At 52.9% G+C, this 12,953-nt stretch carries 14 protein-coding genes; 10 read left to right on the forward strand and 4 right to left on the reverse strand.

What is annotated here, in order from left to right:
- Positions 1–280 precede the first annotated feature (280 nt).
- The 8 genes from mpl (at position 281) to ACO0LH_RS08840 (ending at position 8,520) form a co-directional block, all read left to right on the forward strand.
- Positions 281–1,684 (forward strand): UDP-N-acetylmuramate:L-alanyl-gamma-D-glutamyl-meso-diaminopimelate ligase, encoded by a 1,404-nt coding sequence (mpl, locus tag ACO0LH_RS08805; RefSeq protein ID WP_422940701.1) that lies wholly within the window; start codon positions 281–283, stop codon positions 1,682–1,684.
- Entirely contained in the window at positions 1,681–2,256 is a 576-nt protein-coding gene (locus tag ACO0LH_RS08810; protein ID WP_422940702.1) for a YqiA/YcfP family alpha/beta fold hydrolase, read from the forward strand. Before mpl ends, ACO0LH_RS08810 begins: the two co-directional genes overlap by 4 nt.
- The gene (locus ACO0LH_RS08815) at positions 2,256–2,861 is read left to right on the forward strand and encodes a chorismate--pyruvate lyase family protein (RefSeq protein ID WP_422940703.1); all 606 of its coding nucleotides are present in this window, start codon (positions 2,256–2,258) and stop codon (positions 2,859–2,861) included. The genes ACO0LH_RS08810 and ACO0LH_RS08815 overlap by 1 nt, the downstream gene beginning before the upstream one ends.
- A gap of 443 nt (positions 2,862–3,304) precedes the next feature.
- Positions 3,305–5,410 (forward strand): ribonuclease catalytic domain-containing protein, encoded by a 2,106-nt coding sequence (locus ACO0LH_RS08820; RefSeq protein WP_422940704.1) that lies wholly within the window; start codon positions 3,305–3,307, stop codon positions 5,408–5,410.
- A gap of 224 nt (positions 5,411–5,634) precedes the next feature.
- Positions 5,635–6,528, forward strand: coding sequence for a TonB family protein (locus tag ACO0LH_RS08825; RefSeq protein ID WP_422941164.1), 894 nt, complete (start codon positions 5,635–5,637; stop codon positions 6,526–6,528).
- Positions 6,525–7,376 carry a shikimate dehydrogenase gene (gene aroE / locus ACO0LH_RS08830; protein WP_422940705.1) on the forward strand — a complete coding sequence of 284 codons (852 nt, stop codon included), beginning with the start codon at positions 6,525–6,527 and terminating at the stop codon, positions 7,374–7,376. The genes ACO0LH_RS08825 and aroE overlap by 4 nt, the downstream gene beginning before the upstream one ends.
- Positions 7,373–8,068, forward strand: a complete 696-nt coding sequence (mtgA, locus tag ACO0LH_RS08835) for a monofunctional biosynthetic peptidoglycan transglycosylase (RefSeq protein WP_422940706.1) — start codon at positions 7,373–7,375, stop codon at positions 8,066–8,068. Before aroE ends, mtgA begins: the two co-directional genes overlap by 4 nt.
- Positions 8,065–8,520 carry a hypothetical protein gene (locus ACO0LH_RS08840; protein ID WP_422940707.1) on the forward strand — a complete coding sequence of 152 codons (456 nt, stop codon included), beginning with the start codon at positions 8,065–8,067 and terminating at the stop codon, positions 8,518–8,520. Before mtgA ends, ACO0LH_RS08840 begins: the two co-directional genes overlap by 4 nt.
- Before the next feature lie 114 nt (positions 8,521–8,634).
- Here ACO0LH_RS08840 and ACO0LH_RS08845 read toward each other — a convergent pair whose 3' ends face one another.
- Positions 8,635–9,063, reverse strand: a complete 429-nt coding sequence (locus ACO0LH_RS08845) for a hypothetical protein (RefSeq protein WP_422940708.1) — start codon at positions 9,061–9,063, stop codon at positions 8,635–8,637.
- Positions 9,064–9,292: 229 nt separating this feature from the next.
- Between ACO0LH_RS08845 and ACO0LH_RS08850 the strand changes: the two genes are divergently transcribed.
- Positions 9,293–9,625, forward strand: a complete 333-nt coding sequence (locus ACO0LH_RS08850; RefSeq protein ID WP_422940709.1) for a carboxymuconolactone decarboxylase family protein — start codon at positions 9,293–9,295, stop codon at positions 9,623–9,625.
- A 7-nt stretch (positions 9,626–9,632) separates the two neighbouring features.
- Here the strand turns inward: ACO0LH_RS08850 and ACO0LH_RS08855 are convergent, their stop codons facing one another.
- Both ACO0LH_RS08855 and ACO0LH_RS08860 read right to left on the reverse strand, forming a co-directional pair.
- A complete protein-coding gene (locus ACO0LH_RS08855; RefSeq protein WP_422940710.1) occupies positions 9,633–10,142 on the reverse strand; it encodes a GNAT family N-acetyltransferase in 510 nt (169 codons plus the stop codon).
- Between the two features lie 116 nt (positions 10,143–10,258).
- Positions 10,259–11,152 carry an AraC family transcriptional regulator N-terminal domain-containing protein gene (locus ACO0LH_RS08860; RefSeq protein ID WP_422940711.1) on the reverse strand — a complete coding sequence of 298 codons (894 nt, stop codon included), beginning with the start codon at positions 11,150–11,152 and terminating at the stop codon, positions 10,259–10,261.
- A 136-nt stretch (positions 11,153–11,288) separates the two neighbouring features.
- Between ACO0LH_RS08860 and ACO0LH_RS08865 the strand changes: the two genes are divergently transcribed.
- A complete protein-coding gene (locus ACO0LH_RS08865) occupies positions 11,289–12,044 on the forward strand; it encodes an SDR family NAD(P)-dependent oxidoreductase (RefSeq protein WP_422940712.1) in 756 nt (251 codons plus the stop codon).
- On the opposite strand, the gene ACO0LH_RS08870 is transcribed toward ACO0LH_RS08865, so the two are convergent.
- On the reverse strand, positions 12,045–12,749 hold the full coding sequence (locus ACO0LH_RS08870; protein WP_422940713.1) for an aspartate/glutamate racemase family protein: 705 nt from the start codon (positions 12,747–12,749) through the stop codon (positions 12,045–12,047).
- Positions 12,750–12,953: the final 204 nt, after the last annotated feature.

Genomic DNA, 12,953 nt, shown 5'->3' on the forward strand with positions numbered 1-12,953 from the left:
AATACACAAGACCCCTCAACACAGAGTAGGGAAGAGCTGCCTGCAGGCAACTCTCATTCTGCAGGCGCGCGGCATGCTGCACGCCCCCCCACTCGACCAAGGAGGCACTGAGAAATACAAGAGAAAGGCAAAAACTATAAAGGCTTGGCATTTTTGATATGTTTTGATTTTCTCTGTGAACCTCTGTGGCTCCGTGTCCCTGTGTTGAGAGGTTTTAAGAACACTGCTTACTATGGCCGCTCTCAGGTAGAATTGCGGGATTCTGGAATTTGGTTCAATTATGCATATTCATATATTAGGTATCTGCGGCACTTTCATGGGTGGTCTGGCGGTATTGGCAAAAGAAGCAGGACATACCGTGACGGGTTGCGATGCCAATGTCTATCCACCCATGAGTACCCAGCTCGAAGCCCAGGGCATTACCTTGACGCAGGGCTTTGGTGCTGAACAGATTGCGCTGGAACCGGATTTGTATGTCATCGGCAATGTGGTTTCCCGTGGCAACCCGCTGATGGAAGAGATATTGAACCGTGGCCTGCCATATGTGTCTGGCCCGCAATGGATGGGCGACCATATCCTGCATGACAAATGGGTGCTGGCCGTGGCAGGTACACATGGCAAGACCACTACTTCGGCAATGCTGGCCTGGATTCTGGAATACGCCGGTTATGCACCGGGCTTCTTGATCGGTGGCGTGCCACTCAATTTTGGTATCTCAGCCCGTTTGTGGGGCAGTCATGCGTCTGACTTTTTTGTCATAGAGGCGGATGAATACGATACTGCTTTCTTCGATAAGCGCAGCAAGTTTGTGCATTACCATGCCAAGACGGCTGTGCTGAATAATCTTGAATATGACCATGCCGACATCTTCCCTGATGTAGCAGCGATAGAAACCCAGTTTCATCACCTGGTGCGTACCGTCCCTGGCGTTGGTCGCCTGATAGTCAATGGTGACAATGCCTCGCTGGAGCGTGTACTCAAACGCGGTTGCTGGAGTGAAAAAGAATTCTTTGGTCATCAACAGGCCTGGCGCCTGGAATTGAAAGATGGCGAAGATTTTGACGTGATCTTCAATGACAAGCTACTGGGCACTGTGCACTGGAACCTCAATGGCGAGCACAACCGCCAGAATGCGCTGGCTGCCATTGCCGCTGCGCGCCATGTCGGGGTGACGCCGGATATCGCCATAGAAGCACTGGGCCAGTTCGTCAGCGTCAAGCGCCGCATGGAAATACGCGGCATTGCCGATGAGATCACCGTCATCGACGATTTTGCCCATCACCCGACCGCTGTCGCTACGACGGTTGCAGGTTTGCGCCACAAGGTTGGCAGCGCCCGCATTCTGGCCGTGCTTGAGCCGCGTTCCAATACCATGAAACTGGGCACCATGAAGCAGGCCTTGCCGGGCAGCCTGGAACTGGCTGATCTGGTATTTGGTTTTGGTGCTGCTGAAGGTAAGGATTCCCTTGGTTGGGATCTGGGCGAAGCACTGGCACCACTGGGCAATAAAGTGTCATGCCACAGCAAGATTACTGAGCTGGTAGATGCCATTGTCGCGCAAGCGCAGCCTGGCGACCATGTGCTGGTAATGAGCAATGGCGGCTTTGGTGGCGTTCATCAAAAACTGCTGGATGCCCTGCACAGCCGTGCACAAGCTAAAACGCATGAGGCCAGGGCAGCATGATTTTATATCTGCACGGCTTTCGTTCTTCGCCTGATTCATACAAGGCACGCGTCATGCTGGCCCGCATGCAGGCGCTTGGCCGCGCAGATGAGATCGCCTGTCCGGCACTGTCACCATCACCGCTGCTGGCCATGCAACAGGCAGAGGCCTTGCTCGCCGGGCATGCTGCAAAGGATATCAGCATCATCGGCTCATCCCTTGGCGGGTATTACGCCACCTGGCTGGCAGAAAAATATGGCTGCAAGGCCGTGTTGCTGAACCCTGCTGTCAAGCCACCGCGTGACCTGGAAAGCTATGTCGGCGTGACGACCTATTTCCATAGCCAGGAAGTGTTTGAATTCAAGGCAGAATACGTGAACGAATTGCGAGCCTATGCCATCGACACGATCAGCAGCCCCGACCGTTATTTCCTGCTGGCGGCTACTGGTGATGAAGTGCTGGACTGGCGCGAAATGGTCACTCATTACCCACGCGCAAAACAGTTGGTCATTGAAGGCAGTGATCATGGCATCAGTGAATTTGCCGATTATGTCGATCAGGTATTGGCATTTTGTGATGGTGAAGACGAATAATGCAGGACAAGTTGAAAGCAGCGCCTGAGGTATTACGCAATGCGCAGATACAGCGGCCAAGGGTTGCGCACTGGTTTGATCACGTGAATGCCGTCCAGGCGACACCGGTCATGCAAGACTGGCTGACCAACCGCGATTCACTGACCGCCAGGCTGGTTGCCCGTTGCGGACAGTTTCGCGTGCAGCGCCTGTCGCAGCACAAGGCGATGTGCCTGCGTGATGAATATGCGGCAATCGGTTTGACGCAGGCTGTCAAGGTGCATGAACGCGAAGTGTTCTTGCGTTGCGATGGCATTGCGATGGTGTACGGGCATACCGTTGTACCCTTGACCGCAACGGCCAATGAATGGCCGTTGTTTCATGCGCTGGGTGAAAAATCCCTGGGTAGTACGCTGTTTAACGATCCGCTGGTACGCCGTGGTGATTTGTCGTACGCCCGTCTGCGTCACAGTCATCCGTTGATACGTCGTATCGTGGCAAGGCAGCCAGACCTGGCGGACGTAGTCAGCATGCTGGCCCGCCGTTCTTTGTTCTGGCGCAAAGGTGGATGTTTGCAGGTGACGGAAGTATTTTTGCCTGGCGTTGAAGGGTTACGGTTAGTGTAGATGCGAAACCTTAAGATCTCTCAACACAAAGGCTCAGAGGCACAGAGTGGCAAAGAGAGACTGATAATGATTGAGAAAGCTTGAGAAAGTTTGGAAAAGTTTGAGAGAGGCGCAAAATGACAGGCCTTATGCCTATGAAGCTGCAATCTTAAAATCGTCATTCCTGCGAAGGCAGGAATCCAGCGGCGTTCGTGGCAAAATGAGATAGCCAAAACGCAAGCCGGAATATTGAAAATACTGTCCCCTTGAAGGGGCCAATAGAAACGTGAATTAAGAAGAATGACGGATTTTGCCTGACAAGCAAAGTCACTATAGAAACAATCAACGCCTCAACCAAGGGCAGAGAAAAAGCAGGGTAAATAAAAAAACAAAGAAGCTTTTCTGCCGTTTTCTCTGTGGCTCTGTATTGAACTTTTTGGTCTTAAACATAAAAGAAGTATTGAATGAATTTATTTTTTGAAGAATCCGGTGATTTCAAGGCTGGCAGCATCATGTCGCAGGCTGGCGAGGCGTATCAGGTCGAGATGGCCAGTGGCAAGCGCAACAAGATCAAGGCCAAGGACGTGCTGCTGCAATTTGCTTCACCTGATCCAGTCAGCCTGATCGAGCAGGCCAAAGCCGCCGCGGCAGAGATAGACCTGGAATTTTTGTGGGAAGTCGCCGGGCAGGAAGAATTTGGTTTTGCTGAGCTGGGCACTGAATACTTCGGCCATGCGCCCCAGCCTGTGGAAGCCGCAGGCCTGATCTTCGCATTGCATAATGCCCCGGTTTATTTTTACAAAAAGGGCCGTGGCCGCTACAAAGCTGCTCCTGAGGCTTCGCTGAAAGCAGCGCTGGCCGGTATAGAAAAGAAAAAGCAGCAGGCACTGGTGCAGGCGGCTTATGTCGAAGAACTCAAACAAAACCACCTGCCAGACAGCATGAAACCGCTGGCTTTGCAGCTCTTGTTCAAGCCTGACAAAAACAGTATCGAATACAAGGCCCTGGCCGAAGCCTGTGATGTCATGCAAATGTCGCCGCAAAGACTGATGCTGGCGGCGGGCGGCATTGCCAGCCCCAAGCATCTGCATCTGGCAAAATTTCATTACGAGCATTTTCCCAAGGGCGTAGGTTTCCCGGCCATTACCGTACCAGCTTTGCCGACAGATTTGCCAGTGGCCGATGTGCAGGCGTTTTCGATTGATGATGTCACGACCACTGAAATTGATGATGCGTTTTCTGTCGTCGATATCGGCAACGGCCAATTGCGCGTTGGTATACATATCGCTGCACCAGCTTTAGGCATACAACGTGGTGATGCACTCGACCAGATCGCCCGTGGCCGCATGTCCACCGTCTATATGCCAGGCGACAAGATCACCATGCTGCCTGATGAGCTGGTCGAAGCCTTTACGCTGGGTGCCGGCCAGACCCGTCCTGCATTGTCGTTGTATGCAACTTTGAATACCGAAGACTGGTCTGTCATCAGTACTGAAACCAGGGTTGAAGCCGTACCCATGGCCAGCAATCTGCGTCATAACGATCTTGATACCCTGGTGACCGAAGAAAACCTGGCCAATGATGCTGGTGAATATCCACACAAGGCCGATATCGCGCTGTTGTGGAAATGGGCGCAGGTACTGGAACAGGGCCGCATGGTCAAACGCGAAAGCTTTGGCATGAAGCCGGAACAGAATAACCGCGTCGATTTCAACTTTTATGTTGAAGATGATGTCGTGTCCATTGTCCGCCGCAAACGTGGTGCGCCGTTGGACAAGATCGTTGCTGAACTGATGATCTTTGCCAACAGCACCTGGGGCAAACTCATGGCTGACCATGGCATTCCTGGTATTTATCGGGCCCAGGGTGTGGCCGGTGGCCGTGGGCCCGGTGGCTGGACCGCCCGTATGCAGGTACGCATGTTGACCCATGCAGCACCGCATCAGGGCCTGGGAGTGGATCAGTATGCATGGAGCACTTCGCCACTGCGTCGCTATACCGACCTGGTCAATCAGTGGCAAATCATCGCCTGTGTCCAGCATGGCGTGACGGCGCCGCTGGTGGCGCCGTTCAAACCCAGGGACGCTGATCTGTTCGCCATTGTGTCCGGTTTCGACGCGGCCTATGCCGCCTATGCCGATTTCCAAAACAATATGGAACGTTACTGGTGCCTGCGCTGGCTGGACCAGAACGAGAGCCGTCAGGTCGAAGCTGTGGTATTGAAGGACGAAGTCTTGCGTCTGGTTGAAATTCCGCTCATCATCCGTCTGCCGGGCATGCCGCAGATGGCACGTGGTGCGCAAGTGCGTCTGGATATCTTGCGCTGGGATGAGATTGACCTGACTGTTGAGGCACGTTTGCTGGAGTTGTTATCCACAGTGACCGAACTGGATGAAGACGAAGAGATGGAAGAAGAAACTCTAGCTGAGTCTGAAAACACTGAGACCGCTGAAGCAGATGAGGCCAGCACCGGTGATGCAGTAAGTGAAGAAGTTGCAGACGATGTTTCAGCAATAGAAGCTGAAGCAAGCGCAGAACAACCAAAGGACGAAGAGTCCAAAGCAGATTAATGAAAAGTCAGACCAATAAACCGGCCAAACCAAAGCAGGCTGCGCCAAAGACACAGGCGTCAGCCCGCTCGCCTGCGCCTGCTGTGAATGTGTCGAGTGCAGCAAATACAGTCAATGCATCAACTCCCCCGGCAACTCCTGCCGGGGCAACTGCCGCCAACCCGCCAGCCGCCTTTACTGCGGCTGCACCTGCTTCATCTGTACAGGAGCAGTATGAGCATAAAGTGAAATCCACCTTTGACAGGCTGATCTTTAGCGTCGCCATCATCATTTCACTGGTGATCCATGCGGTGTTGTTACTGCTTCACTTTGTGGCACCCAAACCGGTAGAAAACAAACCAGCCGACCCTGACCTCGAAATTATCCTGGTTAATTCCAAGCACGACAAGAAACCCCTGAAAGCCGATGCGATTGCCCAGGCTGATCTGGATGGCGGTGGTGCACACGACAGCGGGCGCAGCAAATCGCCGTTGCCAGACATGCGTAAGACCGAAGATGGAGATAGCGCCAATACCACGACGCGCCGCATCGCCGAACTGGAACAGCAGCAACAGCAATTGATAGACCAGGCCAAACGCAAGGAATTATTCCGTCTGCCGCAGCAAGAAAAAAAGCCACTGGATGACAGCCGCAAGCCGACTACCGGTACAGACCAGATCGACACCTCGCAAGCCGTGGCGCGCATGGCTGCGGAAATCTCGCAGACCATAGAAGACCAGAACAAGCGCCCGCGCAAAACCTATATCACGCCAAGCACGCAAAAGGCGGGCTATGCGATTTATTACAAGGCCATGCAAAAGCGCATAGAAGATATGGGCACGCTGAATTTCCCGCAAAAAGACGGCAAGAAATTGTATGGTGAGCTGGTCGTGTATATACCCATTTTTCAGGATGGCACCATCTATGAAAAAGAAGGAGGCCCGCAGATAGAGAAATCATCTGGTAACAAGGCGCTGGATACTGCTGCCTTGCGCATCGTGCGTCGTGCTGCACCGTTTGGCCGCTTTCCGCAAAACATGCGTTCTACCGACAAGGATGATATCTGGGTCGTCATTACACGCTTCAAATTCACCCGAGATCTGCAACTGGAAACCGAGTTACGCGGGGGGCAAGGTTGAGTACTACCAGAGCACAGCCAGATAACTATGTCGTCATCGGCAACCCGATCGCGCATAGCAAATCACCTGCCATTCATGCACGTTTTGCAGAATTGACTGCGCAGGCAATTGATTATCAGCGCCTGCTGGCACCGCTGGACAGTTTTGTAGCCACGGTACAGACTTTTATTGCCAGTGGTGGCAAAGGTGCGAATGTGACCGTACCATTCAAGCTCGAAGCCTTTACTCTGGCGACAGAACTGACGCCGCGTGCGCAAGCTGCGGGAGCCGTCAACACTTTGAAATTTGACAATGGCAATATTCTGGGTGACAACACCGACGGTATCGGTCTGGTCACAGATATTATTCATAACGCCGGATATAGCCTGCGCGGCAAACGCGTGGTCTTGCTGGGCGCAGGTGGTGCTGCTCGCGGGGCCTTGCTGCCCTTGTTGCAAGAACAGCCCGCGCAGTTGCTGATCGCCAACCGTACCGTCAGCCGTGCGCAGGAATTGCTGGCACTGGCTCAGGAGATGAGCAATGGCATAGACCTGCAAGCTTGCCGTTTTGAAGACTTGCAAGGCTCTGCCGATATCATCATCAACGCCACCTCGGCCAGCCTGCATGATGATGTGCCGCCTTTTTCACCAACCTTGTTCAGTCCGCAGACCTTGGCGTATGACATGATGTATGCGGCACAGCCTACGGCCTTTTTGCGTTTGGCAAGCTCACACGGCGCACAGTGTCGTGACGGCCTCGGCATGCTGGTTGAACAGGCAGCTGCCGCCTTTGCACTGTGGCGCGGCGTGCGCCCGCAAACTACCATTGTGCTGGCAGACATGCGTGTTGCCATGCAGGCCAGGTCATGAAATTATTTCGCCGCTTATTGTTCTGGCTGGTGCTCGTGCCCTTGTTGTTGTTTATACTGGTGCAGGCATACTTCTTTGTACAAATCTACTGGTGGGTAGATCACAATCCCAGTTCCACGGCCTTCATGCGCCATCAGCAAGATGTGTTACAGGAAAAAAAGCCAGACTTCAAGCTACAGCAAAAATGGGTGCCGTATAACCGTATTTCAAATAACCTGAAACGCGCCGTGATTGCATCTGAAGACGATGGCTTCGTCGATCATGAAGGCGTTGACTGGGAAGCCATGCAAAAGGCTTACGAAAAAAACCAGAAGAAGGGCAAAGTAGTATCTGGTGGTTCCACCATCACCCAGCAACTGGCAAAGAATTTATTTTTGTCCAGTGAACGCAGCTATATCCGTAAAGGTGAAGAACTGATCATCACCTATATGCTGGAAACCTGCATGGAAAAACAACGCATACTGGAAATTTATTTGAATGTGGTCGAATGGGGTATTGGCGTGTTCGGTGCAGAGGCAGCAGCCCAGCATTACTTCCACACCAGTGCTGCCAATCTGAGCGCGGCGCAGGCTGCGCGGCTGGCTGTGATGTTGCCAAAGCCGCGGTATTTTGATAAAAATACAGGTTCCGGGTATTTACAAAGACGCAGCGAAGTCATCTTGCAAAGGATGGGTAATTCGGAGTTGCCATGAGCAAACAAAAGCAGCGCGGACTCAGCCTGATCGTCGTCTCCCTCGTTTCCATGTCGGTAGCGGTGATCGCCATGGCTTTCATTTATTACCTGCGCAATGGTCACTTGCCCATACCCGAATTTCTGCAACCGTTTTTTACGACTGCCAATGCCGTTTCCAAAGACTTGAAAAATGCCACTGGCATCGGTACCAGTAATGGCAGCGGCATGCGTGAAGCCGCAACCACCGCTGAGGGCGTACGCCGTTGCGTGATCGATGGCAAGACCGTCTATTCAGACACCTTGTGCACCGACAAGAACCCCTCCACGAAGAAGCTCAAGCTCAATGACGCCAAAGGGATAGAGCCACCAAAATCTGTCGCCTCGCAAGAAAAAGAAAAAACAGGCGAAATGAGTGAAGAGCAAATGAAACAGAAGATTATGGAACAGGCTGTAGACGGCGGGAAGAAATAGAAAAATACCGGATTGATTTTGCAGGGTGCGCCGCGCACTTTATGCAAGTGTCTTCACAGAAATGGTAACGCCAGGGTACATCCTGGGCATGTATACGCCTACGTAGCGCATGCATTAAGACCTGCTGCGTTCATTACGTTCATCCATACGCGCATTCGCCATCGTTGCTACCTTGCTGCTTTTATCCTGTGTCAACTGACTGGAAAGTTCGGCAAAGATACCACGCGGCATTTCATCAAGAAAACAGGCAACCTTGAAGCGCACATCTGCCTTGGGGTGCTGCGCTAGCTCTGGCCACAATTTCAATACCTGCGGATAATCCCCTGACGACAGACGCAGCCATTTGGCGGCATTTTCCCACACACCCGCACCGCCATCTGTCATGGCCACACGCAAGGCATGCACCAGATGATCTTCAGACCCTTTGTCTTCGAGCAAATCATGCACGGCATCAATGACATTGAGCAATAACACCACTTGCGATGGATTGCGCACATACTTGCTGTCGCAACGTTTTTCGTGTTCGCGTCCAAAAGTGAACATAGTTGCTCCTCGCTAAGGATAGTGCTGCCTAAAATTGTAGCATTACTTGGTTGAGATTTTTCCAGAAATACAGAGACTGTGGTTTTTGATGCGATTTGCCTGGCGTTTGCGTCGACATCTGGTTCTTGCCCAAAAATATGTTCAGACCAGCGAACCTGTTTTACCTTTACCAGCCTCCTTCATCATGCATAGCGCCGTCGCGTTGTGTTCATTTTCAGGAGAAACCAGCATGTCTACTTATCAATCCCCGGCCGACCTGGCACTGGCGCCCGAACTGGTGCGCCTTGCGCCGTCTGAAGCGCAGGCTTTTCTTGCGTTGAAGAAAGCTGCAGAACGACACGACGGCCAGATACCGGATAAAACCCGTGAACTGATTTCTATTGCTGTTGCACTCACCACCCAATGCGCTTATTGCATAGACGTTCATAGCAAAAATGCCGCCAGGGCCGGTGCCACGCGGGAAGAAATTGCTGAAGTCGTTTTCATCGCTGCTTCCCTGCGTGCCGGGGCTGCGGTAGGGCATGGCTTGCTGGCTTTAAGGCTGTTTGATGAGGCTGCTTGAACCAAGCCTATACCGTTGGAGCAGGCCTGTGTGCCACCCAATGCACCAGGGGTTCCTGCTGTTCATCGACAAAAGTGCCGCAATTGAGAAACCCCAGTTTTTGTACCACCCTGGTTGATGCCAGATTGTCGGGATTGACTGTGGCCAGTACTTCTTCTGCGCCGCCGTCGAAGGCCAGTTGCAGCAGGTATTGCACTGCTGCGCTGGCAGCCCCCAGTTTTCTGCATTCGGCAGAAATGCCGTAACCTATTTCTACACAGCCAGCCTGCGGCGCTGATTTAAAACCACAACTACCGACGATATGTGCATTGTCGGTATTGAGTACGTAAAAAGTGCTGCACCAATATGCGGATGCACCAGCATCGATCTGTGCCAGCGCACGTGCCGCGACAAAGGCTGGGGGCAGAGCATTGCTGGCGTGTGTATAAGCAAGTGTTGCAGGTATGACAGAACTGGCCAGATCATGTAAATGATCGATGGGGATGATAAGCAGCTCGTAAGGTAGGGAAGTAGCCATGAGCAAGTGCGCAGGTGAAACCGTGATTGTACCTTGCCTGCGAATGGGAGCGTGTACGCAGCAAAGTCGAAAATCTTCAGTGTTGCGATGTATTGCAGTTCAAGGATTGCCAGATTTTAATTACTGTTTTCTTCCCTGTTTTTGGTGGTATCGATATCTTTTGCAGGTGACAGGCCAAACATGCGGCCATATTCACGCGTGAATTGCGGCGCGCTTTCATAGCCGACAGTAAATGCTGCGGTGATGGCAGACATGCCTTCTGCCATCATCAGCCGGCGTGCTTCGATGAGGCGCAACTGCTTTTGAAATTGCAGTGGCGACAGCGAAGTCTGGGCGCGGAAGTGATGATGAAAAGAAGACGCACTCATGCCCGCAGCGGCGGCCAGTCTGTTGATGGGTAACGGCTGCATAAATTCAGCGCGAAGAATGGCCACTGCGCGTCCCACACGCAGGGCATGACCATCTTGCCAGCCCAGACGCCGTATGGCCGCACCATGCCTGCCGGCCAATAGCCAGTAATGCAGTTCACGCACCAGTTGTGCATGCAGCACCGGTACCGCTTCAGGATGATCCAGCAAGCGCATGAGCCGCAAGGCGGCATCCGCAACTTCGGCATCGGTCTGTTCGGCCAGTACCTGGCTGTTTTGGGCAAGTGGTGCAGTACGCATTTGCACACTCAGTTCGGTGATGATGGTGGTATCCAGGTCCAGCACAAGTGACAGGTAAGGTGATGAAACTGTCGCCCGCGTGACCTGACTGATGGTAGGGACATCTCCCGTAATCAGCAATGAATCACCCGCATCGAAGTTAAAGCTTTGAACTCCCATTGTCACCTGCTTGCTGCCCTGTAGTACCAGGCACACGAGTGGCCGCGAAATTGCATGCACCAGACCGCTGGGTGTAGTCGAACGTATCGTCGTCAGGCCAGGCACAGGTGTCTGGGCGACGCCGCTTGTATCGGCATGGCTTTCCACATAATGGCGAACAGCATTGAGCAGGGTATCAGTCATGCCCTTATCTTACCTTATGCCGTTTATGGTGTTGATGAATCTGGAGGATCAGGCAAGCTATGGCGAGGTTTTGGCAATGCTTATCAAGGCTTGGCTGGCTATCATGAGCTTCCCTTAACACAACAGGAGTAGCAGCATGAGCAAGATCACCATCATTACCGGTGCCAGCCGCGGTCTGGGCCGCAACACGGCCTTAAGCATTGCCCGTCAGGGCGGTGACGTCGTCATCACTTATCATCGCCGCAGTGATGAAGCGCAGGCAGTTGTTGCCGAGATAGAAGCCCTGGGCCGTAAGGCAGTTGCCCTGCAACTCGATACTGGCAACAGTACCAGTTTTGCAGGGTTTGCCGACAGTGTACGCAATGTCTTGCGCGATACCTGGCAGCGCGATAGCTTTGATCACCTCGTCAACAATGCCGGTCATGGTGACTATGCACTGATCGCGCAAACTACAGAAGCGCAATTTGACGGGCTGGTCAATGTGCACTTCAAGGGTGTTTATTTTCTGACGCAGGCCTTGCTGCCATTGATTGCTGATGGTGGTCGCATCGTCAACCTGTCCACTGGGTTGACACGGGTATCGTATCCTGGTTACGCTGCCTATGCGGCAGTGAAGGCAGCGGTGGAAATGCTGAGCGTGTATATGGCGAAAGAACTTGGCAGTCGTGGCATTGCCGTTAATACCGTCGCTCCGGGCGCGATAGAAACTGATTTTGGTGGTGGTGCCGTGCGTGATAATCCTGACGTCAATAAAATCTTTGCCGACATGACGGCACTGGGCCGAGCTGGTGTACCAGATGATATCGGCCCCATGATCGCCAGCCTGCTGTCAGACAGCAATCGCTGGATCAATGCCCAGCGTATAGAAGTATCTGGCGGTCAGGGCATCTGATCAGACAGAATCGTCAAATGCAAAAGCCACCGCTGCTTCGCAATGAATGGCGTTGGTGTTGAAGACCGGTATGCTGACATGGTGCTGGTCGATCAGCAACGGTATTTCCGTACACCCCAGTATCACGCCTTCTGCACCAGCCTGCGCAAGCTTTTCTATGATGTCGACGAAGATGCGGCGACTGTTTGCTGTCATGCGGTTGTGGATCAGTTCGGTATAGATGATGTCATGGATAACATTCTGCTCAGCGACAGTGGGTGTCAGCGTTGTGATGCCGCTTGCGGCCAGCCTGTCATGGTAAAAGTGTCCGCTCATGGTTTGCTTCACGCCCAACAAGGCAACGCGACTGATTTGTGCGGCTTCCACTTTCTGTGCGCAGGCTTCGATAATGCTGATCAGTGGCAGACCAAGGCGCGGCAAAATCGCAGGCACAAAGCGATGCGCGCCATTGGCACACAGCAAAAAGAAATCGGCACCCGCAGCCTTTAAACGTGCCACCTCATCCACCAGGAAATCTTCTATCAGCAGCGGGCTGGCCAGCGCAGCACGCGAAGTAAAGTCAAATTGGTTGAGGCTGGACAGGATGATGCGCGCACTGTGCGCGATACCCATGCGCTCTACCATCAGTTCATTGATCATGCGGTAATACTCGGCGCTGGAGGCCCACCCTATACCGCCTATCAGGCCTATGGTTTTGTTTTGCATATGCGTGTCAGTGAATTGGCCACTAAAAATCAGGCTGTGATTGTACTACGCGTGACGGTTAATTGAAGCTCTCCCGTTTAAACCATGCAAATGCAACTCAAACCTTTCAGGCTGCCACTGGTCGCAGTGTGCCTGGCGCTTGAAAATCGCCTCACTTACCATGCTGTTGCCATGCTGTGTATGTCTGGCTACCCCGGTCACAAT

The organism is Undibacterium sp. TJN19 (assembly GCF_049339485.1).
GTDB lineage: Bacteria > Pseudomonadota > Gammaproteobacteria > Burkholderiales > Burkholderiaceae_D > Undibacterium.